38 protein-coding genes are annotated in these 25,750 nt (G+C 46.4%); 37 read left to right on the forward strand and 1 reads right to left on the reverse strand.

Annotated features, from left to right (window positions below; all coding sequences use genetic code 11):
* Window positions 1-98 precede the first annotated feature (98 nt).
* From tuf to NSS95_RS00455, 37 genes are all read left to right on the forward strand, one after another.
* Entirely contained in the window at window positions 99-1,286 is a 1,188-nt protein-coding gene (gene tuf / locus NSS95_RS00275) for an elongation factor Tu (protein WP_014096502.1), read from the forward strand.
* Window positions 1,287-1,605: 319 nt separating this feature from the next.
* Window positions 1,606-1,914 (forward strand): 30S ribosomal protein S10, encoded by a 309-nt coding sequence (gene rpsJ, locus NSS95_RS00280; RefSeq protein WP_013858078.1) that lies wholly within the window; start codon window positions 1,606-1,608, stop codon window positions 1,912-1,914.
* Window positions 1,915-1,951: 37 nt separating this feature from the next.
* A complete protein-coding gene (gene rplC, locus NSS95_RS00285; RefSeq protein ID WP_017551220.1) occupies window positions 1,952-2,581 on the forward strand; it encodes a 50S ribosomal protein L3 in 630 nt (209 codons plus the stop codon).
* A gap of 24 nt (window positions 2,582-2,605) precedes the next feature.
* Window positions 2,606-3,229: a 50S ribosomal protein L4 gene (rplD, locus tag NSS95_RS00290; protein ID WP_035189286.1), complete on the forward strand. Its 624-nt coding sequence runs from the start codon at window positions 2,606-2,608 to the stop codon at window positions 3,227-3,229.
* Window positions 3,229-3,513 carry a 50S ribosomal protein L23 gene (gene rplW / locus NSS95_RS00295; RefSeq protein ID WP_014096498.1) on the forward strand — a complete coding sequence of 95 codons (285 nt, stop codon included), beginning with the start codon at window positions 3,229-3,231 and terminating at the stop codon, window positions 3,511-3,513. The genes rplD and rplW overlap by 1 nt, the downstream gene beginning before the upstream one ends.
* A gap of 35 nt (window positions 3,514-3,548) precedes the next feature.
* Window positions 3,549-4,379, forward strand: a complete 831-nt coding sequence (gene rplB, locus NSS95_RS00300) for a 50S ribosomal protein L2 (protein ID WP_014096497.1) — start codon at window positions 3,549-3,551, stop codon at window positions 4,377-4,379.
* A 60-nt stretch (window positions 4,380-4,439) separates the two neighbouring features.
* A complete protein-coding gene (gene rpsS, locus NSS95_RS00305) occupies window positions 4,440-4,718 on the forward strand; it encodes a 30S ribosomal protein S19 (protein ID WP_013858083.1) in 279 nt (92 codons plus the stop codon).
* 17 nt (window positions 4,719-4,735) lie between these two features.
* Entirely contained in the window at window positions 4,736-5,077 is a 342-nt protein-coding gene (rplV, locus tag NSS95_RS00310; protein WP_013858084.1) for a 50S ribosomal protein L22, read from the forward strand.
* Window positions 5,078-5,080: 3 nt separating this feature from the next.
* Window positions 5,081-5,737 (forward strand): 30S ribosomal protein S3, encoded by a 657-nt coding sequence (rpsC, locus tag NSS95_RS00315; RefSeq protein ID WP_026104594.1) that lies wholly within the window; start codon window positions 5,081-5,083, stop codon window positions 5,735-5,737.
* Window positions 5,738-5,739: 2 nt separating this feature from the next.
* Window positions 5,740-6,174, forward strand: a complete 435-nt coding sequence (rplP, locus tag NSS95_RS00320) for a 50S ribosomal protein L16 (protein ID WP_013858086.1) — start codon at window positions 5,740-5,742, stop codon at window positions 6,172-6,174.
* Complete coding sequence (gene rpmC / locus NSS95_RS00325; RefSeq protein WP_013858087.1) at window positions 6,164-6,367, forward strand: 50S ribosomal protein L29; 204 nt, start codon at window positions 6,164-6,166, stop codon at window positions 6,365-6,367. The genes rplP and rpmC overlap by 11 nt, the downstream gene beginning before the upstream one ends.
* Window positions 6,368-6,387: 20 nt before the next feature.
* Window positions 6,388-6,651, forward strand: a complete 264-nt coding sequence (gene rpsQ, locus NSS95_RS00330; protein ID WP_013858088.1) for a 30S ribosomal protein S17 — start codon at window positions 6,388-6,390, stop codon at window positions 6,649-6,651.
* 47 nt (window positions 6,652-6,698) lie between these two features.
* The gene (gene rplN, locus NSS95_RS00335; RefSeq protein ID WP_013858089.1) at window positions 6,699-7,067 is read left to right on the forward strand and encodes a 50S ribosomal protein L14; all 369 of its coding nucleotides are present in this window, start codon (window positions 6,699-6,701) and stop codon (window positions 7,065-7,067) included.
* Window positions 7,068-7,105: 38 nt separating this feature from the next.
* Window positions 7,106-7,456: a 50S ribosomal protein L24 gene (gene rplX / locus NSS95_RS00340; RefSeq protein WP_014096496.1), complete on the forward strand. Its 351-nt coding sequence runs from the start codon at window positions 7,106-7,108 to the stop codon at window positions 7,454-7,456.
* A gap of 5 nt (window positions 7,457-7,461) precedes the next feature.
* Complete coding sequence (rplE, locus tag NSS95_RS00345; RefSeq protein ID WP_014096495.1) at window positions 7,462-8,001, forward strand: 50S ribosomal protein L5; 540 nt, start codon at window positions 7,462-7,464, stop codon at window positions 7,999-8,001.
* A 28-nt stretch (window positions 8,002-8,029) separates the two neighbouring features.
* A complete protein-coding gene (locus NSS95_RS00350) occupies window positions 8,030-8,215 on the forward strand; it encodes a type Z 30S ribosomal protein S14 (protein WP_014096494.1) in 186 nt (61 codons plus the stop codon).
* Window positions 8,216-8,244: 29 nt separating this feature from the next.
* Window positions 8,245-8,643: a 30S ribosomal protein S8 gene (gene rpsH / locus NSS95_RS00355; RefSeq protein ID WP_013858092.1), complete on the forward strand. Its 399-nt coding sequence runs from the start codon at window positions 8,245-8,247 to the stop codon at window positions 8,641-8,643.
* Between the two features lie 29 nt (window positions 8,644-8,672).
* Window positions 8,673-9,209 carry a 50S ribosomal protein L6 gene (gene rplF / locus NSS95_RS00360; protein WP_014096493.1) on the forward strand — a complete coding sequence of 179 codons (537 nt, stop codon included), beginning with the start codon at window positions 8,673-8,675 and terminating at the stop codon, window positions 9,207-9,209.
* 31 nt (window positions 9,210-9,240) lie between these two features.
* The gene (rplR, locus tag NSS95_RS00365; protein ID WP_014096492.1) at window positions 9,241-9,603 is read left to right on the forward strand and encodes a 50S ribosomal protein L18; all 363 of its coding nucleotides are present in this window, start codon (window positions 9,241-9,243) and stop codon (window positions 9,601-9,603) included.
* Between the two features lie 23 nt (window positions 9,604-9,626).
* Window positions 9,627-10,127, forward strand: coding sequence for a 30S ribosomal protein S5 (rpsE, locus tag NSS95_RS00370; RefSeq protein WP_014096491.1), 501 nt, complete (start codon window positions 9,627-9,629; stop codon window positions 10,125-10,127).
* Between the two features lie 13 nt (window positions 10,128-10,140).
* A complete protein-coding gene (gene rpmD, locus NSS95_RS00375) occupies window positions 10,141-10,320 on the forward strand; it encodes a 50S ribosomal protein L30 (RefSeq protein ID WP_014096490.1) in 180 nt (59 codons plus the stop codon).
* 30 nt (window positions 10,321-10,350) lie between these two features.
* On the forward strand, window positions 10,351-10,791 hold the full coding sequence (gene rplO / locus NSS95_RS00380; protein WP_013858097.1) for a 50S ribosomal protein L15: 441 nt from the start codon (window positions 10,351-10,353) through the stop codon (window positions 10,789-10,791).
* Window positions 10,791-12,083: a preprotein translocase subunit SecY gene (secY, locus tag NSS95_RS00385; RefSeq protein WP_014096489.1), complete on the forward strand. Its 1,293-nt coding sequence runs from the start codon at window positions 10,791-10,793 to the stop codon at window positions 12,081-12,083. The genes rplO and secY overlap by 1 nt, the downstream gene beginning before the upstream one ends.
* A gap of 49 nt (window positions 12,084-12,132) precedes the next feature.
* Entirely contained in the window at window positions 12,133-12,783 is a 651-nt protein-coding gene (locus tag NSS95_RS00390) for an adenylate kinase (protein WP_014096488.1), read from the forward strand.
* Window positions 12,784-13,350: 567 nt separating this feature from the next.
* Window positions 13,351-13,569, forward strand: a complete 219-nt coding sequence (gene infA / locus NSS95_RS00395; RefSeq protein ID WP_013858101.1) for a translation initiation factor IF-1 — start codon at window positions 13,351-13,353, stop codon at window positions 13,567-13,569.
* A gap of 102 nt (window positions 13,570-13,671) precedes the next feature.
* Window positions 13,672-13,785, forward strand: coding sequence for a 50S ribosomal protein L36 (gene rpmJ / locus NSS95_RS00400; protein ID WP_003156543.1), 114 nt, complete (start codon window positions 13,672-13,674; stop codon window positions 13,783-13,785).
* Between the two features lie 21 nt (window positions 13,786-13,806).
* Window positions 13,807-14,172: a 30S ribosomal protein S13 gene (gene rpsM, locus NSS95_RS00405; RefSeq protein ID WP_013858102.1), complete on the forward strand. Its 366-nt coding sequence runs from the start codon at window positions 13,807-13,809 to the stop codon at window positions 14,170-14,172.
* Window positions 14,173-14,193: 21 nt separating this feature from the next.
* Window positions 14,194-14,583: a 30S ribosomal protein S11 gene (rpsK, locus tag NSS95_RS00410; protein WP_013858103.1), complete on the forward strand. Its 390-nt coding sequence runs from the start codon at window positions 14,194-14,196 to the stop codon at window positions 14,581-14,583.
* A gap of 182 nt (window positions 14,584-14,765) precedes the next feature.
* Complete coding sequence (locus NSS95_RS00415) at window positions 14,766-15,710, forward strand: DNA-directed RNA polymerase subunit alpha (RefSeq protein WP_014096487.1); 945 nt, start codon at window positions 14,766-14,768, stop codon at window positions 15,708-15,710.
* 48 nt (window positions 15,711-15,758) lie between these two features.
* Window positions 15,759-16,175 (forward strand): 50S ribosomal protein L17, encoded by a 417-nt coding sequence (rplQ, locus tag NSS95_RS00420; RefSeq protein WP_014096486.1) that lies wholly within the window; start codon window positions 15,759-15,761, stop codon window positions 16,173-16,175.
* Window positions 16,176-16,706: 531 nt separating this feature from the next.
* Window positions 16,707-17,555 (forward strand): energy-coupling factor ABC transporter ATP-binding protein, encoded by an 849-nt coding sequence (locus NSS95_RS00425; protein WP_014096484.1) that lies wholly within the window; start codon window positions 16,707-16,709, stop codon window positions 17,553-17,555.
* Window positions 17,531-18,400 carry an energy-coupling factor ABC transporter ATP-binding protein gene (locus tag NSS95_RS00430; RefSeq protein WP_014096483.1) on the forward strand — a complete coding sequence of 290 codons (870 nt, stop codon included), beginning with the start codon at window positions 17,531-17,533 and terminating at the stop codon, window positions 18,398-18,400. The genes NSS95_RS00425 and NSS95_RS00430 overlap by 25 nt, the downstream gene beginning before the upstream one ends.
* Entirely contained in the window at window positions 18,397-19,206 is an 810-nt protein-coding gene (locus NSS95_RS00435; RefSeq protein WP_014096482.1) for an energy-coupling factor transporter transmembrane component T family protein, read from the forward strand. Before NSS95_RS00430 ends, NSS95_RS00435 begins: the two co-directional genes overlap by 4 nt.
* Window positions 19,203-19,940 carry a tRNA pseudouridine(38-40) synthase TruA gene (truA, locus tag NSS95_RS00440; RefSeq protein WP_014096481.1) on the forward strand — a complete coding sequence of 246 codons (738 nt, stop codon included), beginning with the start codon at window positions 19,203-19,205 and terminating at the stop codon, window positions 19,938-19,940. The genes NSS95_RS00435 and truA overlap by 4 nt, the downstream gene beginning before the upstream one ends.
* Window positions 19,941-20,140: 200 nt before the next feature.
* The gene (gene rplM, locus NSS95_RS00445; RefSeq protein WP_014096480.1) at window positions 20,141-20,578 is read left to right on the forward strand and encodes a 50S ribosomal protein L13; all 438 of its coding nucleotides are present in this window, start codon (window positions 20,141-20,143) and stop codon (window positions 20,576-20,578) included.
* 21 nt (window positions 20,579-20,599) lie between these two features.
* Complete coding sequence (gene rpsI / locus NSS95_RS00450) at window positions 20,600-20,992, forward strand: 30S ribosomal protein S9 (protein ID WP_013858111.1); 393 nt, start codon at window positions 20,600-20,602, stop codon at window positions 20,990-20,992.
* 281 nt (window positions 20,993-21,273) lie between these two features.
* A complete protein-coding gene (locus NSS95_RS00455) occupies window positions 21,274-23,331 on the forward strand; it encodes a catalase (RefSeq protein ID WP_061565130.1) in 2,058 nt (685 codons plus the stop codon).
* A 173-nt stretch (window positions 23,332-23,504) separates the two neighbouring features.
* Here NSS95_RS00455 and NSS95_RS00460 read toward each other — a convergent pair whose 3' ends face one another.
* Entirely contained in the window at window positions 23,505-25,400 is a 1,896-nt protein-coding gene (locus NSS95_RS00460) for an alkaline phosphatase family protein (RefSeq protein ID WP_340713719.1), read from the reverse strand.
* Between the last annotated feature and the right edge of the window lie 350 nt (window positions 25,401-25,750).

A 25,750-nucleotide genomic window follows, 5' to 3' on the forward strand; every position in this document is an offset into this window, starting at 1 on the left:
AACTTTACTAGATTGGTTCAAAGCGCTTTAAAGCTGTCCTTTCAGCTTTAAAGCATCCATATACTTACTCAATCCAAAATATTAAGGAGGATTTCCTGATGGCTAAACAAAAATTTGACCGTTCTAAAGAACACTGTAACATTGGAACAATCGGTCACGTTGACCATGGTAAAACGACTTTGACTGCTGCAATTACTGCTGTTCTTGCAAAACAAGGGAAAGCAGAAGCAAGGGCATATGACCAAATTGACGGTGCTCCGGAAGAACGCGAACGTGGTATTACCATCAACACTGCACACGTTGAATATGAAACGGAAAAACGCCACTACGCACACGTTGACTGCCCTGGACACGCTGACTATGTGAAAAACATGATCACGGGTGCTGCACAAATGGACGGTGCGATTCTGGTTGTATCCGCTGCTGACGGCCCAATGCCGCAAACGCGTGAACACATCCTGTTGTCCCGCCAAGTTGGTGTGCCTTACATTGTTGTATTCCTGAACAAATGCGACATGGTGGACGACGAAGAATTGCTTGAACTTGTTGAAATGGAAGTTCGTGACCTTCTTTCCGAATACGACTTCCCTGGCGATGAAGTGCCGGTTATCAAAGGTTCTGCTTTGAAAGCTCTTGAAGGCGACCCTGAATACGAAGCAAAAATCCTTGAATTGATGGATGCTGTTGACGAATACATCCCGACTCCGCAACGTGACACAGACAAACCGTTCATGATGCCGGTTGAAGACGTATTCTCCATCACCGGTCGTGGTACCGTTGCAACCGGCCGTGTAGAACGCGGTCAATTGAAAGTCGGCGATGTTGTTGAAATCATCGGTTTGAACGACGAACCAAAACAAACAACGGTTACCGGCGTTGAAATGTTCCGCAAACTGCTCGACTATGCTGAAGCAGGCGACAACATCGGTGCACTTCTCCGCGGGATTGCACGTGAAGAAGTCCAACGTGGTCAAGTTTTGGCGAAACCGGGTTCTATTACACCGCATACAAAATTTAAAGCACAAGTTTACGTATTAACGAAAGAAGAAGGCGGACGTCACACTCCTTTCTTCTCTAACTACCGTCCGCAATTCTACTTCCGTACAACGGATGTTACCGGCATTATTACGCTGCCTGAAGGCGTTGAAATGGTTATGCCTGGTGATAACGTTGAAATGAGCGTTGAATTGATTGCCCCTATCGCGATCGAAGAAGGAACAAAATTCTCGATCCGTGAAGGCGGCCGTACAGTTGGCGCCGGTTCTGTTTCCGCTATCGAAGCTTAATCGGTTATTAAAAAAAGCCCGGCCAGGTTATCCCGGCCGGGCTTTTTCAATGCTTACGCGTCCGGGTTGCAGCAATATTTTCCAAAACTTGATGTTGCGCCACAAGGCCTGTATAATAAAAAAGTCGCTGAAATCAGCAGTATATCAAAGTTTATGTTGCATTACACCCGGTTTTTGTGTATAATGTTTGATGTTGGTCTTTGACTGCGATGAAGTGGGAGGTTGCTGGCACACCCGGCCGCTTTGCCATGGCGCGTGGGCCAGGAAAATTTCCATGGAGAATGTCTATTAACAAATAGGCGAAAAAGGAGGGAAAATAATGGCAAAACAAAAAATTCGCATTCGCTTAAAAGCATACGATCACAGAATTCTGGATCAGTCTGCAGAGAAAATTGTAGAAACAGCAAAAAGATCAGGTGCAAACGTCTCCGGACCGATTCCGCTTCCGACTGAGAAATCCGTTTACACCATTCTGCGTGCTGTCCACAAGTACAAAGATTCTCGTGAACAATTTGAAATGCGTACACACAAACGTTTGATTGATATCGTAAATCCAACCCCGCAAACGGTTGATTCACTGATGCGGTTGGATCTGCCATCCGGCGTTGACATTGAAATTAAACTTTAATGATAAAACATGACATATTTAACAGGAGGTGTGACTGATGACCAAAGGAATCTTAGGAAGAAAAATCGGTATGACCCAAGTTTTTGCCGAGAACGGCGATCTTATTCCTGTCACTGTAATTGAAGCAACACCAAACGTTGTGCTGCAAAAGAAAACAGTTGAAACGGACGGCTATGAAGCGATCCAGCTCGGATTTGCCGACAAACCGGAACGCCTGGCAAACAAACCGGAAACAGGGCATGTTTCGAAAGCCAATACGGCACCTAAGCGCTTCATCCGCGAATTCAGCGGCGTAAACACAAGTGATTTTGAAGTTGGTCAAGAAGTCAAAGTAGATATTTTTGCAGAAGGTGACATTGTAGATGTTACCGGTGTTACAAAAGGAAAAGGATTCCAAGGCGTCATTAAACGCCACGGACAACACCGCGGTCCTATGGCTCACGGTTCGCGTTACCACCGCCGTCCCGGTTCAATGGGTCCGATTGCGCCAAACCGCGTCTTCAAACAAAAAGCACTCCCTGGACGCATGGGAGGAGAACGGGTTACCGTTCAAAATCTGCAAATCGTCAAAGTGGATGCAGAACGCAATCTGCTTTTGATTAAAGGTAACGTTCCTGGTCCGAGAAAAGCTTTGGTTACAGTTAAAGCAGCTGTAAAAGCAAAATAATTGTAAAGAAAGGAGGAAACAGGAATGCCAAAAGTAGCTCTATACAACCAAAACGGTTCCCAAGTCGGTGAAGTGGAATTAAACGACGCTGTATTCGGCATCGAACCGAATGAACATGTTTTATTTGAAGCGATCATCATGCAGAGGGCATCGCTCCGCCAAGGTACTCACAAAGTAAAAGGCCGTTCTGAAGTACGCGGCGGCGGACGTAAACCATGGCGGCAAAAAGGTACAGGACGCGCACGCCAAGGATCGATTCGTGCCCCGCAATGGCGCGGAGGCGGTACGGTTTTCGGGCCTGTTCCACGCAGCTACAGCTACAAATTGCCGAAAAAAGTACGTCGTCTTGCGATTAAATCCGCTTTATCGTCAAAAGCACAAGAAAACAATATCTTGGTTCTGGACGCATTAAACTTTGATAAGCCAAAAACAAAAGATTTTATTGCGGTCCTGAAAAATTTGTCCGTGGATAAAAAAGCACTTGTTGTCACAGACGGATTGAACGAAAATGTGGTATTATCCGCACGCAACATTCCGGGTGTTACGGTTGTTGAAGCAGCAGGCGTAAATGTTTTGGATGTTGTGAACCATGATCAATTGATCATGACAAAATCCGCTGTTGAAAAAGTAGAGGAGGTGCTTGGTTAATGGATGCACGTGATGTTCTGAAGCGCCCCGTGATTACTGAACGTTCAATGGAATTGACGGCAGATAAGAAATATACATTTGAAGTTGATGTCAAAGCGAATAAAACAGAAATCAAAGATGCTGTAGAAGAAATTTTCGGCGTCAAAGTTGCGAAAGTGAATGTTGCGAACTATAAAGGCAAGCTCAAACGCATGGGCCGTTATACCGGCTATACAAACAAGCGCCGCAAAGCAGTTGTTACGCTAACACCTGACAGCAAAGAAATTGAAATCTTTGAGGTCTAAATACGATCCATCAAACTTGAAGAGGAGGGAAAAAAATGGCGATCAAAAAATACAAACCAACCTCTAACGGGCGTCGCGGCATGACGGCTTTGGATTTTGCGGAGATTACGACGGATAAGCCTGAAAAATCACTGCTTGCTCCGCTTTCGAAAAAAGCAGGCCGCAACAACCAGGGGAAATTAACTGTTCGTCATCAGGGCGGTGGCCATAAGCGCCAGTACCGGATTATCGACTTCAAACGCGATAAAGATGGTATACCAGGGCGCGTTGCCACAATCGAGTATGACCCGAACCGCTCATCTAATATTGCTTTGATTCACTATGCAGACGGTGAAAAACGGTACATTCTTGCACCAAAAAATCTAACTGTCGGCATGGAAATTATGTCCGGACCGGATGCAGACATTAAAGTCGGGAATGCACTTCCGCTTTCTGACATTCCTGTTGGTACGGTCATTCATAACATCGAATTGAAACCAGGCAAAGGCGGCCAATTGATCCGTTCTGCCGGTACTTCCGCACAAGTGCTTGGTAAAGAAGGAAAATATGTGCTTGTCCGCCTGAATTCCGGCGAAGTGCGCATGATTCTTGCAACTTGCCGCGCAACGGTCGGTCAGGTTGGCAACGAACAGCATGAACTGGTCAACATCGGTAAAGCAGGCCGCAAGCGCTGGATGGGTGTACGCCCGACTGTCCGCGGATCTGTTATGAACCCGAATGATCACCCGCACGGTGGTGGTGAAGGTAAAGCACCAATCGGACGCAAATCACCAATGTCACCATGGGGCAAACCGACACTTGGTTACAAAACGCGCAAGAAGAAAAACACTTCAGATAAATTTATTGTACGGCGCCGTAAAAAATAATGCTGTTGAACTACGGTTCGCAGCCTGAACCGTAGCTCTAATCAGGAAGGAGGACTATTCATGGGTCGCAGTCTGAAAAAAGGGCCTTTCGTTGACGATCACTTAATGGTGAAAGTGGAAAAATTGAACGAGTCCAACAAGAAGCAAGTGATCAAAACGTGGTCACGCCGTTCGACGATTTTCCCTGCATTTGTCGGCCACACAATCGCTGTCTATGACGGCCGTAAACATGTTCCGGTATACATCACGGAAGATATGGTCGGCCATAAGCTCGGTGAGTTTGCTCCGACACGCACATTCAAAGGTCACGCCGGTGACGATAAGAAGACAAGACGCTAACGGGAGGAGGTATTCCAATGCAAGCAAAAGCTGTCGCGAAAACAGTCCGTATTGCTCCTCGTAAGGCACGCCTGGTAATTGATTTAATTCGAGGAAAGCAAGTAGGAGAAGCGCTTTCGATTTTGAAATTTACGCCTAAAGCTGCTTCGCCGGTTATTGAAAAAGTACTCAACTCTGCGATTGCGAACGCAGAACACAACTACGATATGGACGCAAATGACCTTGTTGTGGAAAAGGCTTATGTCGATGAAGGGCCTACATTGAAACGTTTCCGGCCGCGTGCAATGGGACGCGCAAGCCAGATCAACAAACGCACGAGCCATATTACGATTGTAGTATCAGATCAAAAGGAGGGATAATTGGTGGGTCAAAAAGTAAATCCTATCGGTTTGCGAATCGGAGTGATTCGTGACTGGGAATCGAAATGGTACGCAGAAAAAGATTACGCCGATCTATTGCACGAAGACATTAAAATTCGTGAATATATCGCAAAGCGCCTTGCGGATGCTTCTGTTTCTGGCGTGGAAATTGAACGTGCTGCAAACCGTGTCAACATTACAATCCGTACGGCAAAACCGGGCATGGTGATCGGTAAAGGCGGTTCGGAAGTAGAAGCATTGCGTAAAGCGCTGAATGCTTTAACAGGAAAAAGAGTCCACATTAACATTGTCGAAGTTAAAAAAGCAGATATTGATGCAAAACTTGTTGCGGAAAACATTGCCCGCCAGCTGGAAAACCGCGTTTCTTTCCGCCGTGCGCAAAAGCAGGCGATTCAACGCGCCATGCGTGCCGGTGCAAAAGGAATCCGGACGCAGGTTTCAGGACGTTTGGGCGGTGCGGATATTGCCCGTGCAGAACATTACAGCGAAGGTACAGTTCCGCTTCATACGCTTCGTGCGGATATTGACTATGCACATGCTGAAGCAGATACAACTTACGGAAAACTGGGCGTAAAAGTTTGGATTTACCGTGGGGAAATCCTTCCTGCTAAGAAAAAAACCGAGGAAGGGGGAAACTGATCATGTTGATGCCTAAACGTGTAAAATACCGCCGTGAACACCGCGGAAAAATGCGCGGCCGTGCAAAAGGCGGCACTGAAGTTGCATTTGGCGAATATGGTTTGCAGGCTTTGGAAGCTTCCTGGATTACAAACCGCCAAATCGAAGCTGCCCGTATTGCGATGACACGTTATATGAAACGTGGCGGTAAAGTATGGATAAAAATTTTCCCTCATAAACCATATACAGCAAAACCGCTTGAAGTCCGGATGGGTTCCGGTAAAGGTGCGCCTGAGGGCTGGGTGGCTGTTGTGAAACCGGGCAAGATTTTGTTTGAAATTGCCGGTGTTCCTGAAGAAGTTGCACGCGAAGCTTTACGCCTTGCGTCCCACAAGCTGCCGATTAAATGCAAGTTCGTAAAACGTGAAGAAATTGGTGGTGAATCTAATGAAAGCTAAAGAAATTCGTGACTTAACCACTGCCGAAATTGAACAAAAAGTAAAGTCGCTGAAGGAAGAGCTGTTCAACCTTCGCTTCCAGCTTGCGACTGGACAATTAGAGAACACTGCCCGCATTCGTGAAGTTCGTAAATCGATTGCCCGCATGAAAACCGTCATTCGTGAAAGAGAAATTGGAATTAACAACCGATAATGGGAGGAGGTTCGCGATACATGAGTGAACGCAACCAACGCAAAGTATACACCGGCCGTGTCGTATCCGACAAAATGGATAAAACCGTTACTGTTCTTGTAGAAACTTACAAAAAACATTCTCTGTACGGCAAACGCGTAAAATACTCGAAAAAATTCAAGGCACATGATGAAAATAACGAAGCCAAAGTCGGCGATATCGTAAGAATCATGGAAACACGCCCGTTATCTGCTACAAAACGTTTCCGCCTGGTGGAAATCGTTGAAAAAGCAGTCATTATCTAATTTGTATCAGTTCGGATACGGTTGATTCCGAAGGGAGGTAAACGAGGATGATCCAACAAGAAACCCGTTTAAAAGTAGCTGACAACTCAGGTGCACGTGAAGTTTTAACGATTAAAGTATTAGGCGGATCCGGCCGAAAAACTGCGAATATCGGAGATGTCATCGTTGCTACGGTAAAACAAGCAACACCTGGAGGCGTTGTTAAAAAAGGCGATGTGGTGAAAGCTGTTGTGGTCCGTACAAAGAGCGGAGTGCGCCGCAGCGATGGTTCTTATATCCGTTTCGATGAAAATGCATGCGTCATTATCCGTGACGACAAGAGCCCTCGCGGCACGCGTATTTTCGGGCCGGTTGCACGCGAACTGCGCAACAACAATTTCATGAAAATCGTATCACTGGCTCCGGAAGTACTTTAATCGATATAGTTTGTGACAATCAAGGAGGTGCGATTGTAATGCATGTCAAAAAAGGTGACAAGGTAATGGTGATCTCCGGCAAAGATAAAGGCAAGACCGGGACGATCCTTGCGGTATATCCGAAAAAAAACCGTGTGATTGTGGAAGGCGTGAACGTTGTCAAAAAACACGCAAAACCTTCCCAGGCAAACCCTCAGGGCGGTATTCTCGACATGGAAGCGCCCATTCACGTGTCAAATGTGATGCCGATTGACCCGAAAACAAATGAGCCGACACGTGTCGGATATGAAATAAGGAACGACAAAAAAGTGCGTGTAGCAAAAAAATCCGGTGAAGTTCTAAGCGTGCTTAAGGAAATTAAGAAAAAGCCTGAAGAAGAAGGGAGGTAAGCGACATGAACCGCCTAAAAGAAAAATACGAAAAAGAAGTTATTCCTGCTTTAACAAGCAAGTTTCAATATACATCCGTTATGCAAGTGCCTAAAGTTGAAAAGATCGTGATCAACATGGGTGTTGGTGATGCTGTTCAAAACGCAAAAATGCTCGACAATGCAGTAGAAGAATTAACATTGATTTCCGGCCAAAGACCGGTTGTGACAAGAGCGAAAAAATCAATCGCAGGTTTCCGCCTTCGTGAAGGGATGCCGATTGGCGCAAAAGTAACGCTTCGCGGCGAGCGCATGTACGAATTCCTCGATAAACTGATTTCAGTTTCGCTTCCGCGTGTGCGCGACTTCCACGGCGTATCGAAAAAATCGTTTGACGGCCGCGGAAACTACACACTCGGCATTAAAGAGCAACTGATCTTCCCTGAAATTGATTACGACAAAGTCAGCAAAGTGCGCGGGATGGACATCGTCATTGTCACCACTGCGAACACGGACGAAGAATCACGTGAACTGTTAGGCCTGCTCGGAATGCCATTCCAAAAATAAAGCGGACGCTAAAAAGGGAGGCGAAAACGTGGCTAAAAAATCAATGATTGCGAAACAAAAACGTGAACCGAAGTATAAAGTTCAGGCTTATACGCGGTGCGAACGATGCGGCCGGCCGCATTCCGTCATTCGTAAATTTAAACTTTGCCGTATTTGTTTCCGCGAACTTGCATATAAAGGTCAAATTCCTGGCGTGAAAAAAGCCAGCTGGTAAAACCCGAATTTGGGAAGGAGGTAAAAGAAATGGTCATGACTGATCCGATTGCAGATTTGCTTACGCGTATCCGTAATGCAAATACAGTGCGTCATGAAAAATTGGAAGTCCCGGCTTCCAAGATTAAGAGAGAGATCGCCGAGATTTTAAAACGTGAAGGTTTCGTGCGTGATGTTGAATATATCGAGGATAACAAACAAGGGATTATCCGGATCTTCCTGAAATACGGCGCAAACAACGAACGCGTCATTACAGGGATCAAGCGTATCAGCAAACCGGGCCTGCGCGTATACGCAAAAGCAGGTGAAGTGCCGAAAGTGCTGAACGGGCTTGGCATCGCAATTGTTTCTACTTCTCAAGGCGTTTTAACCGACAAAGAAGCACGGAAAAACAATGTCGGCGGAGAAATTTTAGCATACGTTTGGTAATCATTTGACGTTGAACGGAGGTGTAAATTATGTCACGTATAGGAAAAAAACCGGTTGAAATTCCATCCGGCGTTACGGTAACCATTAACGGAGATACAGTTACGGTTAAAGGGCCTAAAGGCGAGCTGATCCGCAGCTTCAACCCTGATATTAACATTACCGTAGAAGACAATATCATTCACGTAACACGCCCTTCAGACAGCAAAAACCACCGCGCTTTGCACGGAACGACCCGCGCACTGCTCGCAAACATGGTGGAAGGGGTGTCGAAAGGCTTTGAAAAATCTTTGGAACTGGTCGGGGTTGGATACCGCGCCCAAAAACAAGGCAAAAAACTCGTATTGAACGTCGGCTACTCCCATCCTGTTGAATTTGAACCGGAAGAAGGCCTGGAAGTCGAAGTGCCTTCCAATACAAAAATTGTTGTAAAAGGCGTAAGCAAAGAACGTGTCGGCGCATTTGCCGCCAACATTCGCGACGTCCGCCCGCCTGAACCTTATAAAGGCAAAGGGATTCGTTATGAAGGCGAATATGTACGCAGAAAAGAAGGTAAAACCGGTAAATAATGCCGCCTAGGATGAGAAAGGAGTGAATTCGATGATCACGAAGCCGGATAAAAATCAAGTACGCAAAAAAAGGCATGCACGCGTCCGCGCAAAATTAAGCGGAACGGCTGAACGTCCGCGCCTGAATATCTATCGTTCCAACAAAAATATTTATGCCCAATTGATTGATGATGCAAATGGCGTCACACTGGCCAGCGCTTCCACGCTCGATAAAGAGTTGAGCCTTGAGTCAACCGGCAATGCGGAAGCTGCACAAAAGGTGGGCGAATTGATTGCAAAGCGCGCAATGGAAAAAGGCATCAAAGAAGTTGTTTTCGACCGCGGCGGATACCTCTATCATGGCCGTGTCAAAGCGCTTGCCGATGCAGCCCGTGAGAACGGATTACAATTTTAATCAAAAAGGAGGGGAAATTTTACATGCTACGTATTGACCCAAACAAACTTGAGTTAGAAGAACGTGTTGTTACGATTAACCGCGTTGCCAAAGTGGTAAAAGGGGGACGCCGTTTCCGCTTTTCCGCACTTGTCGTTGTTGGCGACCGGAACGGACATGTCGGATTTGGAACCGGAAAAGCGCAGGAAGTGCCGGATGCGATCCGCAAAGCTGTTGAAGATGCGAAGAAAAATCTTGTTGAGGTACCGATTTCGGGCACAACGATTCCGCACGAAGTTGTCGGCCACTTCGGTGCAGGCAAAATCTTGCTGAAACCGGGTTCCCCTGGTACCGGTGTTATCGCCGGCGGCCCTGTCCGTGCGATCCTTGAACTTGCGGGTATTGCGGATATTACGTCCAAGTCGCTTGGTTCAAACACACCGATTAACATGATCCGTGCTACAATGGACGGCATTAAACAATTGAAGCGTGCGGATGAAGTTGCGAAACTGCGCAATAAATCTGTCGAAGAATTATTAGGTTAAGGAGGGAACGCTCATGGCAAAATTGAAAATCACCCTCACCCGCAGTGTCATCGGCCGCCCGCAGGATCAGCGCGAAACGGTAAAAGCGCTCGGCCTGCGCAAAGTCAACCAGACTGTTGAGAAAGAAGACAATGCTGCAATTCGCGGCATGATCAATAAAGTGTCCCATCTTGTTTCCGTATCGGAACAATAATTTTCGATTTTAAGATAAGGAGGTGCAACCATGAAACTTCATGAATTAAAACCTGCAGAAGGATCCCGTAAAAAACGCAACCGTGTCGGTCGTGGTATTGGTTCCGGCAACGGAAAAACAGCCGGCAAAGGGCACAAAGGTCAAAACGCTCGTTCCGGCGGCGGTGTACGCCTCGGTTTTGAAGGCGGTCAAACTCCGTTGTTCCGCCGTTTGCCAAAACGTGGTTTTACGAACATTAACCGTAAAGAGTATGCCATTGTGAACCTTGACGTTTTAAACCGTTTTGAAGACGGCACGGAAGTAACGCCTGCCCTTTTATTGGAAACAGGTGTCATCAGCAAGGAAAAATCGGGTGTAAAAGTGCTTGCAAACGGCAAACTTGAGAAAAAATTGACCGTAAAAGCACATAAATTCTCCTCTGCTGCCAAAGAAGCCATAGAAGCTGCCGGCGGTACAGCCGAGGTGATTTAATGTTCAAGACAATCGCCAATTTTATGCGTGTGGGTGAGATAAGAAATAAAATTATTTTCACCCTCCTCATGCTGGTCGTATTCCGCATAGGAGCCTTTATTCCTGTTCCTTATGTGGATGCTTCCGTTTTGGATGCCTCCACCCAAAACGGTTTAGTTGGTTTTCTAAACACTTTTGGGGGCGGTGCGCTGAAGAACTTTTCCATTTTTGCAATGGGCATTATGCCATATATCACATCTTCCATTATCGTGCAGCTTTTGCAAATGGATGTTGTGCCGAAGTTTGCCGAGTGGGCAAAACAGGGTGAAGTGGGGCGTCGTAAGCTGAATGAGTTTACACGCTATTTTACGGTTATCCTGGCTTTGATTGAAGGCTTCGGCATGTCATATGGCTTTAATAATTTGGCGCAAGGGGCACTGATTACGAAGTCCGGTTTCTGGACGTATTTGATCATCGCACTTACGCTGACAGCCGGCACCACATTTTTAATGTGGCTTGGCGAACAAATTACGGCCAAAGGTGTAGGAAACGGGATTTCCATTTTGATTATGGCCGGCATTATTGCCGGGATTCCGACAGCCATCAACCAGATTTACGCGCAGCAAATTGAAAATGCCGGTTCCCAGCTGTTTTTGAAGATTGTTTTGCTGGCTTTTCTTGCATTGATTATTCTGGCCATTGTGGTCGGAGTCATCTATTTCCAGCAGGCATCGAGAAAGATACCGGTCCAGTATGCCCAGCACATTTCCGGCAGGGCAACAACCGGCAGGCAGTCAACGCATTTGCCTTTAAAGGTCAATGCTGCCGGGGTCATTCCGGTTATCTTTGCGATTTCGTTCATTATTGCGCCGCAGACGATCGCTTCGTTTTTCGGTTCCAGCAGTGTGGCAAGCACCATCCAGTATATTTTTGATTATACAAAACCGGTCGGAGCTTTGATTTATGTGGCGTTGATTATCGCTTTCTCGTACTTTTACGCATTCGTACAAGTCAATCCGGAGCAGCTTGCCGACAATTTAAAGAAACAAGGCGGCTATATTCCGGGGATCCGCCCGGGCAAAAACACACAGCAATATGTCACTTCGGTTTTATACCGGCTGACATTTGTCGGTTCGATCTTTCTTGCTGTGATTGCCATTCTGCCTGTCATTTTCACGAATGTCATCGGGCTCCCGGCTTCCGCCAGAATCGGCGGCACAAGCCTGCTCGTTGTGATCGGGGTTGCGCTTGAAACGATGCTGCAACTGGAAGCACAGCTTGTTAAACGCCATTACAGAGGCTTTATCAAATAAAAATGGTTTCGTTTTTTTGAGACCATGTCAGGAATAAGGGGGCTGTACGATGAATCTAGTGTTAATGGGCCTTCCCGGAGCCGGTAAAGGGACTCAAGCCGAAAAAATCATTGATAAGTATGCCATTCCTCACATTTCCACCGGAGACATGTTCCGGGCGGCAATAAAGGAAGAAACGGAGCTGGGGCTTAAAGCCAAGTCCTTTATGGACAAAGGCGAACTGGTCCCTGACGAAGTAACGATCGGGATCGTGCGCGAACGGTTAAGCAAGGATGACTGCAAAAATGGCTTCCTGCTTGACGGTTTCCCGCGGACGGTTGCCCAGGCAGAAGCTTTGGAAAATATTTTAAGCAGCCTTGGCAAACAGCTTGACTATGTCATCAATATTGAGGTGGACCGGGAGATTCTGACAGAGCGGCTGACCGGCCGGAGAATCTGTGAACATTGCGGTGCGACTTACCATCTCGTGTTTAATCCGCCAAAAACGGAGGGCGTTTGCGACAAATGCGGCGGCCCGCTGTACCAACGGGCGGACGACAACGCAGAAACTGTCGGGAACCGGCTCGATGTCAATATGAAACAAACCCGGCCGCTACTGGACTTTTATGAGGAAAAAGGCTATTTGCGGAATGTAAACGGCCAGCAGGATATTCATCAAGTTTTTGCGGATATCGATCAATTGCTGAGCCAACTGGGTTAAACGTGAACGACTTGGTGAATTCATGAGAGCCGCAATCACGTTGGATGGAAACCACCTTTGGAAGTTTTAACCGGCCGGCTTTTCGGCCATGTCCTGACGGTAAAAAACTTTTCAAGTTTGATGCAATTTCCGCTTAAAAAGGTTATAATGGTTTTCGTGGCATTTTCACCGCTGGATATTTCACGGGTGAAATGACGGCTCTGTTTTATTGGCGATTTGCTTCATCCGTTAACTTGTAATCAATAGATGAGGAAGGCGGCTTCCGTTGTCAGGATTGCCAGTAAGCGTCATTCGAACGTCTCTCATGCAATTCAATTCTGTGCAAATGGCTTTCGTTCGTTCACATGTATGCCGGACATGGGATTGGTCAAGACTGACATGAAAGAACCATGTAACCTTGGGAACGTTTATCAGCTCTTGCCGGCCCCTCGGATCAGCCGGTTTACGTGAATATGCAGCAGGCCGACCGCTTCCTGAAGAGGGAGTTTTGGCGAGCCTGATCGTTTTAAGGTTTTGGAAAAGTATCATTGCCAGGTCCTAAATGTTAGGAGGAGGGAGAAAAGTTCGATGGCGAAAGATGACGTTATTGAAGTTGAGGGCATTGTGAGCGAAACTTTGCCGAATGCCATGTTTAAGGTAGAATTAGAAAATGGTCACACTGTTCTTGCACATGTGTCGGGAAAAATCCGGATGAACTTTATCCGCATTTTGCCGGGTGATAAAGTAACAGTTGAACTGTCTCCGTATGATTTGACCCGCGGTAGAATTACGTACCGCTTTAAATAATGTAGATACACGGCTTTTTCGGTGAAACGGAAAGTCTGCCTGGGGAATCTGTTTGGAAAAAAGGTACCGGGCTTGTACTCCGTATATTAAGGAGGGTAAACCATGAAAGTTAGACCATCTGTGAAGCCGATCTGCGAAAAATGCAAGGTTATCCGCAGAAAAGGCAAAGTAATGGTAATCTGTGAAAATCCGAAACACAAACAAAAACAAGGATAAATTTGAAGGAGGTGCACCTGTATGGCTCGTATTGCCGGTGTTGACATTCCACGTGATAAACGTGTTGTTATTTCTTTAACATACATTTACGGAATTGGTAAATCAACTGCACAAAAAATTCTTGCTGAGGCCGGAATTTCTGAAGATACACGCGTCCGCGACTTAACAGAGGATGAAGTAAACAAAATTCGTGACATCGTGGACAGGCTGAAAGTAGAAGGAGACCTTCGCCGTGAAGTTTCTCTGAACATTAAACGCCTGATGGAAATCGGATCTTACAGAGGTCTCCGCCACCGCCGCGGTCTTCCTGTTCGCGGGCAAAACACAAAAAACAATGCCCGTACACGCAAAGGCCCGCGTAAAACGGTTGCCGGTAAGAAGAAATAATAAGCAAAGGAGGTTGTTCATATGGCACGCAGAACAAATACGCGTAAACGCCGCGTAAGAAAGAATATTGAATCAGGAGTCGCTCATATTCGTTCCACTTTTAACAATACAATCGTTACGATCACGGATGTGCATGGGAATGCTGTTGCATGGTCCAGTGCCGGTGCGCTCGGTTTCAAAGGTTCCCGTAAATCAACGCCGTTTGCTGCACAAATGGCTGCTGAAACAGCCGCGAAAGCATCGATGGAACATGGGATGAAGTCTTTGGAAGTAACTGTAAAAGGACCTGGTGCAGGCCGTGAAGCCGCCATCCGTGCCCTGCAGGCTGCCGGGCTTGAAGTTACAGCCATTAAAGACGTAACACCTGTGCCGCATAATGGTTGCCGCCCGCCAAAACGTCGCCGTGTCTGATTTTTTTTGTATAGATTTTGTATCCTTGTCAATAATGGGATATGATGCATAATCTGCAAAAAAAATGATTTGAATGATCCAGTTGTTATGCATAATAGGGAATTTTGCATGGGGAATTTCGAATAGGGCTCTTTCTGGGGTGCTATACGGGGTTTCGACGTTTTGAAGGAGGGTTAATTTGAATGATCGAAATTGAAAAGCCAAAAATTGAAACGGTTGAGGTCAGCGATGACGCTACTTATGGCAAGTTCGTCATAGAACCGCTTGAGCGTGGATATGGTACTACTTTGGGTAACTCCTTACGTCGTATCCTATTATCCTCACTCCCGGGTGCCGCTGTCACTTCCATCCAAATCGATGGCGTGATGCACGAATTCTCGACAGTTGAAGGCGTTGTTGAAGATGTGACCAGCATTATTTTGAACCTCAAAAAGCTGGCATTAAAAATCTATTCCGATGAGGAAAAAACGCTTGAGATTGATGTTCAGGGAGAAGGCGCTGTGACAGCAGCCGATATTACGCATGACAGCGATGTGGAGATTTTAAATCCGGATCTCTATATTGCGACGGTTGCCGAAAACGGGCATTTGCGTATGCGCATGACCGCCAACCAAGGCCGCGGCTATGTTCCTGCTGATCAAAATAAGCGGGAAGACCATCCAATTGGTGTCATTCCAATAGATTCTATTTATACCCCGGTTCAACGCGTGAACTACCAGGTCGAAAATACCCGGGTAGGGCAAATCAGCAATTATGATAAGCTCTCACTGGATGTCACGACTGACGGGAGCATCGGCCCGAAAGAAGCAATTGCTTTGGGCGCCAAAATTTTAACCGAGCATTTGAACATCTTCGTCGGACTGACAGATGAAGCACAAAATGCGGAAATTATGGTGGAAAAAGAAGAAGACCAGAAAGAAAAAGTGCTTGAAATGACAATTGAGGAACTTGATCTTTCAGTCCGTTCTTATAACTGCCTGAAACGTGCCGGCATCAATACCGTTCAGGAACTGGCCAATAAAACGGAAGAAGATATGATGAAAGTCCGGAATCTTGGCCGCAAGTCCCTTGAAGAAGTCAAAGCAAAGCTCGAAGATTTGGGCTTAGGTTTGCGTAAAGACGACTGAGCCGGTTAGAAGGCAAAGCGATTAATCCAACATAAGGGAGGGAACTTCATGCCTTACAGAAAGTTAGGACGCACAAGCGCCCAACGTAAAGCATTACTGCGCGATTTGGCAACAGACCTTATCATTAATGAACGTATCGAAACAACTGAAGCACGCGCAAAAGAATTACGCTCAGTTGTTGAAAAATTAGTTACGCTTGGAAAACGCGGTGATCTTCATGCCCGTCGCCAGGCTGCTGCATTTGTACGCCATGAAACAGCTGACGAAGAAACAAAACAGGATGCTGTTCAAAAATTATTCTCGGTCATTGCAGAACGTTACGCGGATCGCCGGGGCGGCTACACCCGCATCTTGAAAGTAGGCCCGCGCCGCGGAGATGGTGCACCGGTTGCCATTATTGAATTCGTTGAAAAAGAAAAGCAAGATCAGAATCAAGAGCAAGATCAAGAGCAAGTAAACGAATGATTTTCTTGAGGGCTGGACAGTTGAAAGGTTCTTAACTGCTTCTTTGCCCTTTTTCTATCTTTTTTCGGTTTGTAATCGCAGACTTTGCAGCGCTGGGATGGTCTGTACTTGCGAAACCCTTTCGTTTATGTGTGATGCAATAAACTGTGAGTGTTACGATGGGCGCATTTTGTGCCCGTCTAGCTCTTGCACCCCTTTTTATTTCTGTGCGCCGGATTGTTAACGTCTACACTGAAGAGGGGTGCAGGCTTTTTTATTATGGGGATATTTTACCCGCCAAACTGCACGACAATACGGTAAAATATAAATACAAGCAAACGGGCGAAACATTGGTTATCATCGTTCGGAAGAGAAGCCGTTTGTAAACGGGCTGTTGCTGACGCGTGGCGAGGCGCATAAAGGCTGGGTAAACACCCAAGCAACTTTGCGGTGCCGCCATCAGGATGGAAATGAAGTTGAAGAGAATAGCGAAGGATTGCTTAGCATGTTTTAACCGTGCTAAAAAGCAGGTTACAGAGGAGGAATCCGGCATTGGCAGACAGCACGAACGTGATCATTGACATCGACCAGGTTTCCTTCCGTTACCCGGAACAGGAAACGTATGCACTAACAAATATTTCTTTTCAAGTTTATAAAGGCGAGTGGCTGGCCATTGTCGGGCATAACGGATCCGGAAAGTCTACGCTGGCGAGGCTCTTAAACGGCTTGCAGTTTCCCGGAAAGGGCACGATAACGGTTTCCGGCCTCAAGTTGTCGGATGAAAATGTCTGGGAGATCAGAAGGCGCGTCGGCATGGTGTTTCAAAATCCCGACAACCAGTTTGTCGGTACAACCGTTCAGGATGATGTCGCATTCGGGCTGGAAAATCACGGTGTGCCGCGTGAGGAAATGGTGAAACGCGTCCATGATGCCTTAAAGCGGGTGCGGATGTCGGACTTTCTGGACCGCGAACCGCACCATTTATCAGGCGGGCAAAAACAACGGGTGGCGATCGCCGGGATCATCGCGCTAAAGCCGGAAGTGATCATTTTGGATGAAGCCACGTCCATGCTCGATCCGGTCGGCCGCAAAGAAGTGCTGGAGACGATTCGACAGCTGAAACAAGAAGCAGGGCTGACCGTCATTTCGATTACCCATGATCTTGAAGAAGCTGCCCAGGCGGAACGGATGATCGTGATGAACCGCGGCGAGGTCTACCGGGAAGGCACACCGCGTGACATTTTTCAAATGGATGAGACATTGACTGCGCTTGGCCTTGATATTCCGTTCCCGGTCAAAATGGCAAAAGCGCTAAAAGCAAGGGGCTTGGACTTACCGGAAATTTATTTAACAGATGAAGAATTGGTGGATGCACTATGGACATTGCATTTGAACAAGTAGAATACCGGTATCAGCCGAATACGCCGTTTGAAAGGCTTGCACTCTATGACATTTCCCTCGCCATCCCGTCCGGCCGCTATATCGCCGTGATCGGGCATACCGGCTCAGGTAAATCGACGCTGCTGCAGCATTTGAATGCCCTGCTTCAGCCGACAAAAGGAAAAGTAACAATCGGCAGCCGGGTGATTGAAGCCGGAAAAAAGGAAAAAAACTTGAAGGCGATCCGGCAAAAAGTCGGGATTGTGTTCCAGTTTCCTGAACACCAGCTGTTTGAAGAAACGGTGGAAAAAGACATCTGTTTCGGCCCGAAGAATTTCGGCGTTCCGGAAAAAGAAGCGAAACAGCGGGCGAGGGAGCTCATCCGGCTTGTCGGGCTTTCAGAAGAGATTCTTGCAAAATCGCCGTTTGACCTGTCAGGCGGGCAAATGCGGCGAGTTGCCATCGCTGGTGTGCTTGCGATGGAACCGGACGTGCTTGTGCTGGACGAGCCGACTGCCGGGCTTGATCCGCGCGGGCGCCACGAGATGATGGGCATGTTTTACGAATTGCACCAGAAGAAGCATTTAACGACTGTGCTTGTTACCCACAGCATGGAAGATGCCGCCCTATATGCCGATGAACTCGTCATTTTGCATCAGGGGAAATTGATGAAAAAAGGCGCACCCCGTGACATCTTTTCCGATCCTGGATTGCTTGAAAAATGGGGATTAAGCGTGCCGGAGATTGTCCGCTTCCAGACGATGCTCGAGGAAAAAACCGGTATGAAGTTCAATAAGACATGCCTGACAGTGGAAGAACTTGCGGAAGCATTGCAATCGGTTTTGAAACGGGGTGGGCGCGTATGATGGAAAAAATGATTTTCGGGCGCTATATTCCGGGCGATTCCGTCATTCACCGGATGGATCCACGTTCAAAATTGATTTTTGTATTTGTCTTTATTTGTATTGTATTTTTGGCCAATAATGCGGTCACCTACGGGATTCTGGTAATCTTTACCTTGCTTGTGATGCTGGTTTCAAGAGTTCCTGTCCGCTTTTTTATTAAAGGGTTATTGCCGATTTTATGGCTGGTCATTTTTACTTTTTTTCTGCAGCTATTTTTCAATCGCGAGGGCAGCCTTGTTTTCCATTATGCATTTATTCATATTTATAGTGAAGGGATCCGGCAGGGTGTGTTTATTTCGCTCAGGTTTATGCTGCTGATCTTTTTAACATCGCTTTTGACGCTGACGACAACGCCGATTTCGCTGACAGACGGGATTGAAATGCTGCTTGCGCCGCTCCGGAAAGTAAAATTTCCGGTCCATGAACTGGCATTAATGATGTCCATTTCCCTGCGATTTATTCCGACATTAATGGACGAGACGGAAAAAATCATGAAGGCGCAGATGGCCCGGGGTGTCGATTTTTCCGGCGGGAGTATAAAAGACCGGGTGAAAGCCATTATTCCTCTATTAATTCCGCTGTTTGTCAGTTCGTTCAAACGTGCGGAAGAGCTGGCAACGGCAATGGAGGCCCGGGGTTACCAGGGCGGGGAGGGGCGGACGAAATACCGCCTGCTCGTCTGGCGTACGGCTGATACGCTGTCCATTTGTGCGCTGGCCGTCGTTATTGTCCTGCTCGTGCTGTTCCGTGACGGGGGGATTTTATGAAGCGCGTAAAATGTACGGTCAGTTACGATGGTTCCCGATTCGCGGGGTACCAGGTCCAGCCGGGGCAGCGGACGGTCCAGCAGGAAATTGAAAAGGCGCTGGCCACTCTTCATAAAGGCCGCCACGTGAAAACGGCGGCTTCCGGAAGGACGGATGCCGGCGTGCACGCGATGGGGCAGGTGATCCATTTCGATACGGATCTTTCTATTCCGGAAACAAGCTGGCCGGCCGCTTTAAACAGCCTGCTTCCAGGCGATATTTCGGTCTCGAAAGCGGCATATGCGGACCCTGCTTTTCACGCCCGCTACTCGGTAAAAGAGAAGGAATACCGCTACCGGATCTATTTTTCTCATGTCCGCAGCCCGTTTAAGCACCGTTACGCGTTAAGGGTCTGGTATTCGCTTGATATCGAGGCGATGGAAGCAGCAGCTGAGACCGTGCTCGGCACCCATGATTTTACGAGTTTTTGTTCAGCGAAAACAGAGGTGGAAGACAAGATTCGTACGTTAAAAGAGATTCGGTTTTTGCAGCAGGACGATGAATTGGTGATCTGTTTTAAAGGAAACGGTTTTTTATACAATATGGTACGGATCTTAACCGGCACTTTGCTTGAAATCGGAAGTGGCAAACGCGACCCCGGTGAAATGCGCGAAATCCTTGAAAAACGGAACCGGATTTATGCGGGCAAAACTGCGCCGCCGGAAGGGTTGTATTTATGGAAAGTATCTTATTGACGGAGCATGAATCCGCATGATCAAAAGAAGATAAAAACAACCGGGCCAGGCGTAACATTCGCTTGACATTCTTGCCCCAAAACGATAATATAACCTATGGTATTGTTTTTTTAACTCCACGATAAGCCCCGGAAACTTATTGTGATAATGACAATAGATCATGACTGTGTTTTTGTGAATATTTTTTAGGAGGGTAACTCATGCGTACGACTTATATGGCAAAAGCAAACGACGTTGAACGTAAATGGTACGTAGTGGATGCTGAAGGCAAGACCCTTGGGCGCCTCGCTTCTGAAGTGGCATCCATTTTACGCGGCAAACATAAACCAACTTTCACACCGCACGTGGATACGGGCGATCATGTGATCATCCTGAATGCTTCTAAAGTAGAATTGACAGGCAAAAAACTGGAAGACAAAATTTACTACCGCCACAGCCAGTTTGCAGGCGGTTTGAAACAACGTACAGCAGGCGAAATGCGAACGAAATATCCGGAAAAAATGCTGGAACTGGCTATTAAAGGCATGCTTCCGAAAGGTTCTCTTGGACGCCAAATGTTTAAAAAATTACATGTGTATGCTGGTACAGAGCATCCGCATGAAGCACAAAAACCGGAAGTTTACGAACTTCGCGGATAATTTTAAAAGGAGGGCATTATTTTGGCACAAGTACAATACGCCGGAACTGGACGCCGCAAAAGTTCTGTTGCACGTGTCCGCTTAGTTCCTGGAAATGGCAATATTACGGTGAACGGGCGTGATGTAAAAGATTACATTCCGTTCGAAGCTTTAGTTGAAGTGATTAAACAACCATTGAATATAACAGAAACAAACGGCAGCTACGATGTTCTCGTAAACGTAAGAGGCGGCGGTTTCACAGGCCAAGCTGGCGCAATCCGCCACGGTATTGCCCGCGCATTGCTGCAGGCTGATCCTGAATACCGTGCAGTGTTAAAACGCGCAGGCCTTCTGACACGTGACGCCCGTATGAAAGAACGGAAGAAATACGGTCTCAAAGGCGCTCGTCGTGCACCTCAGTTCTCGAAACGTTAAATTATTGGCATTTCAAAGGCTCTCTTCACTTATGTGGGGAGGGTCTTTTTTATGTCCAAAAAAACCCGTGACCACATGTGACGCAGCAAATGCAAGAAGACTGTTATAACAATAAACTTCCGTACCGAAAAGATTCGAGAGGAGATAGTTCATATCTTAGATATTCAAGCAATACTGGGACAAGTTGCTCCTTGTAGATTGAAAAGGGTGATCCGGCATAATTTACCGGATTGCAACGTATGAATATATTAGTTTGAAGTTTATTTGTGAAGGGTGATCACATGGATGAAGCAACAAACGACAGGAAGAAAGTGAGCGTGAATAGAAAGGATGAGCAACTAGAACAGTTCCGTGTTAACAATGTAGGTAAGAAACTTACAACCAATGAGTCGGTAAAGATTTCAAATGATGAACAGACTTTAAAAGCTGGAGTCCGCGGCCCTACATTAATGGAGGACTTTTATTTTTTTGAAAAACAGATGCATTTTGACCATGAACGGATACCGGAAAGAGTTGTTCAAGCAAGAGGTTTCGGGGCACATGGGGAATTTGAATTGTATAAGTCAATGAAACAATATACAAAAGCTTGCTTTCTACAGAAACCCGGGGAAAAGACACCCGTATTTGTTAGATTTTCCAACATGCAAGGAAATAAAGGGTCAAGTGATACGACATTGGGTCCACGCGGCTTTTCAACTAAGTTTTATACAACAGAAGGGAATTACGATTTATTAGCGCTCTCATTCCCTGTATTCATTCTTAACGATGCCTTTAAGTTAGCGGATGCGATACATGCGCTTAATCCGGAGCCACATAATGATATCCCACAAGCCTCACCCGCTCATGATAATTTTTGGGATTTTGTTGCCAATAATCAAGCTTCTGCTCATTTCATTATGTGGGCAATGTCTGATCGAACCGCTCCCAGAAGTTGGCGAATGATGCAAGGGTTCAGTATTAATACCTTTCGATTTGTAAACGATGATGGAAAAGCTACTTTTGTAAGATTTCAATGGAAGCCTGTCCTTGGCGTTCATTCATTACTAATCGATGAAGCGCAAATTATTGGTGGGGTGGACCCCGACTTCCATCGAAGAGACCTGTGGGAGTCCATTGAGCTTGGAGCTTACCCTGTATTTGAATTAGGTGTACAAATGATTGATGAGGATGATGAATTTAAGTATGGTTTCGATATTTTAGACCCTACCAAATTATGGCCGGAAGAAATGGTTCCCGTAGAAATTATCGGGAAAATGACATTAAATAAAAATGTTGATAATTTCTTTGCGGAGGTAGAACAGGTAGCGTTTAATCCAGCAAATGTGATCCCGGGAATAGATTTTTCCAATGATCCGGTTTTACAAGGCAGATTATTTGCTTATCGTGATACACAAATGCACCGACTTGGCGGGCCAAACTTCAATGAAATACCGATCAATCGTCCCATCTGCCCGGTTCACAATAACCAGCAAGGCGGGTATATGCAACAAAAAATCAATGTTGGAAAAATAAACTATCATAAAAATTCCTTAGCGCATAATACTCCTGCCACTTCCAGTCCGGCAGAAGGCGGGTATGTGCATTACAAGGAGAAGGTAGAGGGGCACAAGATTAAAGCGGAAAGCAAATCGTTTAAAGATTACTTTTCGCAGGCCAGACTGGTTTGGAATAGTATGTCGTCTGTTGAGAAGCAGCATATTACACAAGCATTTTGCTTTCAGCTCGGAAACGTGAAAAGCCAATCAGTTCGCCAGCAAGTCGTTGATATGTTTGCCAATGTTGATGAAGGTTTGGCAACCACTATTGCTGAATATGTTGGTGTGAATCGTCCGAGCGGGGTGCAAGTTCCAGTTACAGCAAGTTCCCCGGCTCTTAGCATGATGAATACGCCAAAATATCCATATTCGCTTAAAGTGGGCGTTCTAATCGGCAATCATTTTAATGGGAAAGAGGTAAAAACTGTCATTGGTCTCTTGCGGAAATATGGTGTTTCTATCGACTTTGTTGGTGAAAAGTTTGGAACGGTGACAGGGACAGATGGCACGAAATTCAAAGTGAATAAAACATTTCTAACAACAAATCCCAAACTGTTTGATTCACTCTATATCGTTGGCGGAAGTTCCGGAAATGAAACAAGGTTCAGTCAGGATATCATGCGTTTTGTAAGTGAAGCATACAAACATTATAAACCGATTGGTGTTGCAACAACTGCACATACTTATATGAAAGCAACAGAGAAGAATAACTTACTCGGGGTCGTTTTTGCCGCAAATAATCCTTACTTCGGTGAGGAGTTTGTCTCTGCTATCGCTCAGCAACGTTTTTGGAATAGAAAATAATATAGTTATTTATATGGGGGCACGCTCGTTCTAGCCTCTCCTGAATAATAATTGAGCATATAAATATTTTGTAAAGATGATAAAATTGATAATCCTTCGACTACATTTTAAACATCAACCATAAAAAAACAGCAAAGCCGCCGCAAGCAGCGGCTTTGCCCTCTCTCCCGCCATTATGGCACCAGTTCTTTTATTTCTTTCCCGTCCACAAAGAAAGGCGCAGGCACGTTCATCATCCGGTAAAGCGTCGGGGCAATGTCGATTAAAGAAAGCCGGCGCGATACCTTTTTATGCGGAATGTCCTTTCCGTATGCAAGCAGAACCGGGCGCAGATCACTCCTTTCCGGGTTGCCACCGTGGTTTCTAAGTTCGGACGGGGCATGGAAAGAGGAAGAGATGTCCGAATCCATCATGTAACCTCTCGCTGCGACAAGCGTCACATCACCGGCATGCGGGTGGTGAAACCACTCACTTTTTTTGCTTTGCGCTTTGATCACGGACTCGTACGGCCGGGCCGGGTCATTTTTTACCGTATCATACAGGGACGATATGGTTTCTTTTGTAGTGGACCAGCTGCTATGCCCGTTTGTTATGCCTTGCCACCAGTCCGAAAGATAGAAACCCGCCAGTTTGGATTTTGAAGCAAGGATGCGTGGATCGCGGACAGACGAAAAGATTTTTGCCACCTCCTGCTGCACATTCCCGTAATCTTGTTTAGAAACAATTCCGCCTTTCTCACTTGTCCGGTTCAAATCAATTTCTCCGTTTTTCTTTAAAACAAGCAGACCGTGTTTTTTAAGCTCGTAATTCGGAGAGAGCCCAGTGTGCATCGGTTCCATGCCGTGGTCCGACACAACAAACAATTTGTCATTTTCCCCGAGTGACTGCAATGTTTTTCCAACTGTATGGTCGGCCAATTGATACGCCCAACGGATCCGGGCCGCATATGTTTTTGCTTTTTTATCGGAATAGCCGGGCTGGCGCGGGTCTGTTAACAAATATGCATGTTCTTCATGGTCGATTTGCGGCTCATAAAACATGAGCAGATCCGGTTTATAGCGATCCTTAATGAATAAGGAGACATTTTGCACCCATTGGGCAAAGCGGGTGGAGATGTCTTCATATTCTGTCCGGGTAATCCAGCCTTTTTTGAAGGCGTCCAAGTCTTCATCCACAGGGAAAAATCCGAACAGGCTGTTTATCGTTTTGGCAAAATCCCCCGGTCCCTTGATTGCGGCAGATGTGACCGCTGTCCGGTACATTTCCGCTTTCGACAGGGTGCGGTCGGTTTTTTTCATCTTGAACCAGAAGCCGGCCGGTTGATGATTTTCATTTAACGTGAAACTGCCCCATTGATTGACACCCACTCGCGCATCTTTATCTTCAATCGTTTTGTTGTCCGAAAAATAGAAAAGGTCATACGCATCATGGTGAAGAGCGGCAGCCAAAACATGAATGGTCCGGTTCTTTGCTCCCTTAAGTTTTAACCGGTAAACGGCTTCTTTTAGCGGTTTCCGGCTTTTCGGGGCATCGTTCCATCCTTTGGCGGGACGGAATGTAAGATGGACAAGGTCACTTTTTGCAAAAGTATCCTTGTAATAGATGGCGTAATCGGCATGCGCCTTTGAAACTTCCGGGTTGGAGCCGGGAAAGCAGATCGTCGCCGTCACTTTTCCGTGTTTCCGTCCTTCAGACCAGATGGCCGGAACGTCCAACGCAGACCAGAAGGCATCCTCTGTGTCCGTCAGTTTAAAATTTTTATTGTGAAATGCATTGCTGACCAGGCCGGTTTTTTCCGGTTTGGCCCCTGTTGCAATGGAAGCATGGGAGGCGGCGGTGAGGGACGGATAAACCGCTGTAATGTCTTTGGCATCAAATCCATGCTTCATAATTTTGTTTAAATGCGGCAGTTCCTTTTTATGTTCGTGGACATAATCGTTTTTCATGCCGTCAAAAGACACGACAACAATGGTCCCTTTTTCAGATGCAGCCAGGGGTCGGCCCGGAACAAGCGCACAAAGGAGGGCGGCCGGCAGGATGTACTGAAGCAAACGGCTGAATCGTTTCATGGACCTTCCTTCCTTCCTTTCTTATATGTACTGTCAGCATTCTATTTTCCCTTGATGGCTGCAGGTAAACAAAGCGCGGAAACAGGGAAGCTAAGGCACTGGCTAACTTGTTCATCATTTTTTAAGCATCTTCATAATGGAATTGCGATCTCCGCCAGCGGCAACTTAGGACCCATTCTCCATCCGAACTTACGGATTAAAGCGGATCATTTTTTCACACGAAGAACGGTTTGATCATACACTTGATTGTCACTTTAAATTGCCGGCACCTTTCATTTGCCATAGCTGGAAGACGAAACGAAGCTGAGGCAGAAAATCAATCTTTTCTTCCCCCGGCACTGCAAACAAGC

It is taken from the genome of Weizmannia sp. FSL K6-3076, assembly GCF_038007245.1.
GTDB classification, from domain to species: Bacteria; Bacillota; Bacilli; order Bacillales; family Bacillaceae_C; genus Weizmannia; species Weizmannia faecalis.

What these genes read in the sequence shown, in the direction of transcription:
- NSS95_RS00390 (WP_014096488.1), top strand. Translation starts at nt 12,133, where the DNA reads ATGAATCTAGTGTTAATGGGCCTTCCCGGAGCCGGTAAAGGGACTCAA.
- rpsJ (WP_013858078.1), top strand. Translation starts at nt 1,606, where the DNA reads ATGGCAAAACAAAAAATTCGCATTCGCTTAAAAGCATACGATCACAGA.
- rplC (WP_017551220.1), top strand. Translation starts at nt 1,952, where the DNA reads ATGACCAAAGGAATCTTAGGAAGAAAAATCGGTATGACCCAAGTTTTT.
- secY (WP_014096489.1), top strand. Translation starts at nt 10,791, where the DNA reads ATGTTCAAGACAATCGCCAATTTTATGCGTGTGGGTGAGATAAGAAAT.
- NSS95_RS00455 (WP_061565130.1), top strand. Translation starts at nt 21,274, where the DNA reads ATGGATGAAGCAACAAACGACAGGAAGAAAGTGAGCGTGAATAGAAAG.
- rplV (WP_013858084.1), top strand. Translation starts at nt 4,736, where the DNA reads ATGCAAGCAAAAGCTGTCGCGAAAACAGTCCGTATTGCTCCTCGTAAG.
- rpsS (WP_013858083.1), top strand. Translation starts at nt 4,440, where the DNA reads ATGGGTCGCAGTCTGAAAAAAGGGCCTTTCGTTGACGATCACTTAATG.
- rplN (WP_013858089.1), top strand. Translation starts at nt 6,699, where the DNA reads ATGATCCAACAAGAAACCCGTTTAAAAGTAGCTGACAACTCAGGTGCA.
- rplO (WP_013858097.1), top strand. Translation starts at nt 10,351, where the DNA reads ATGAAACTTCATGAATTAAAACCTGCAGAAGGATCCCGTAAAAAACGC.
- truA (WP_014096481.1), top strand. Translation starts at nt 19,203, where the DNA reads ATGAAGCGCGTAAAATGTACGGTCAGTTACGATGGTTCCCGATTCGCG.
- rpmD (WP_014096490.1), top strand. Translation starts at nt 10,141, where the DNA reads ATGGCAAAATTGAAAATCACCCTCACCCGCAGTGTCATCGGCCGCCCG.
- NSS95_RS00415 (WP_014096487.1), top strand. Translation starts at nt 14,766, where the DNA reads ATGATCGAAATTGAAAAGCCAAAAATTGAAACGGTTGAGGTCAGCGAT.
- rpmJ (WP_003156543.1), top strand. Translation starts at nt 13,672, where the DNA reads ATGAAAGTTAGACCATCTGTGAAGCCGATCTGCGAAAAATGCAAGGTT.
- rplB (WP_014096497.1), top strand. Translation starts at nt 3,549, where the DNA reads ATGGCGATCAAAAAATACAAACCAACCTCTAACGGGCGTCGCGGCATG.
- rplF (WP_014096493.1), top strand. Translation starts at nt 8,673, where the DNA reads ATGTCACGTATAGGAAAAAAACCGGTTGAAATTCCATCCGGCGTTACG.
- rpsM (WP_013858102.1), top strand. Translation starts at nt 13,807, where the DNA reads ATGGCTCGTATTGCCGGTGTTGACATTCCACGTGATAAACGTGTTGTT.
- rpsH (WP_013858092.1), top strand. Translation starts at nt 8,245, where the DNA reads ATGGTCATGACTGATCCGATTGCAGATTTGCTTACGCGTATCCGTAAT.
- infA (WP_013858101.1), top strand. Translation starts at nt 13,351, where the DNA reads ATGGCGAAAGATGACGTTATTGAAGTTGAGGGCATTGTGAGCGAAACT.
- rplD (WP_035189286.1), top strand. Translation starts at nt 2,606, where the DNA reads ATGCCAAAAGTAGCTCTATACAACCAAAACGGTTCCCAAGTCGGTGAA.
- rplP (WP_013858086.1), top strand. Translation starts at nt 5,740, where the DNA reads ATGTTGATGCCTAAACGTGTAAAATACCGCCGTGAACACCGCGGAAAA.
- tuf (WP_014096502.1), top strand. Translation starts at nt 99, where the DNA reads ATGGCTAAACAAAAATTTGACCGTTCTAAAGAACACTGTAACATTGGA.
- rpmC (WP_013858087.1), top strand. Translation starts at nt 6,164, where the DNA reads ATGAAAGCTAAAGAAATTCGTGACTTAACCACTGCCGAAATTGAACAA.
- rpsE (WP_014096491.1), top strand. Translation starts at nt 9,627, where the DNA reads ATGCTACGTATTGACCCAAACAAACTTGAGTTAGAAGAACGTGTTGTT.
- rpsQ (WP_013858088.1), top strand. Translation starts at nt 6,388, where the DNA reads ATGAGTGAACGCAACCAACGCAAAGTATACACCGGCCGTGTCGTATCC.
- rplW (WP_014096498.1), top strand. Translation starts at nt 3,229, where the DNA reads ATGGATGCACGTGATGTTCTGAAGCGCCCCGTGATTACTGAACGTTCA.
- NSS95_RS00460 (WP_340713719.1), bottom strand. Translation starts at nt 25,400, where the DNA reads ATGAAACGATTCAGCCGTTTGCTTCAGTACATCCTGCCGGCCGCCCTC.
- NSS95_RS00430 (WP_014096483.1), top strand. Translation starts at nt 17,531, where the DNA reads ATGGACATTGCATTTGAACAAGTAGAATACCGGTATCAGCCGAATACG.
- rplE (WP_014096495.1), top strand. Translation starts at nt 7,462, where the DNA reads ATGAACCGCCTAAAAGAAAAATACGAAAAAGAAGTTATTCCTGCTTTA.
- NSS95_RS00435 (WP_014096482.1), top strand. Translation starts at nt 18,397, where the DNA reads ATGATGGAAAAAATGATTTTCGGGCGCTATATTCCGGGCGATTCCGTC.
- rplQ (WP_014096486.1), top strand. Translation starts at nt 15,759, where the DNA reads ATGCCTTACAGAAAGTTAGGACGCACAAGCGCCCAACGTAAAGCATTA.
- rplM (WP_014096480.1), top strand. Translation starts at nt 20,141, where the DNA reads ATGCGTACGACTTATATGGCAAAAGCAAACGACGTTGAACGTAAATGG.
- rpsK (WP_013858103.1), top strand. Translation starts at nt 14,194, where the DNA reads ATGGCACGCAGAACAAATACGCGTAAACGCCGCGTAAGAAAGAATATT.
- rplR (WP_014096492.1), top strand. Translation starts at nt 9,241, where the DNA reads ATGATCACGAAGCCGGATAAAAATCAAGTACGCAAAAAAAGGCATGCA.
- rplX (WP_014096496.1), top strand. Translation starts at nt 7,106, where the DNA reads ATGCATGTCAAAAAAGGTGACAAGGTAATGGTGATCTCCGGCAAAGAT.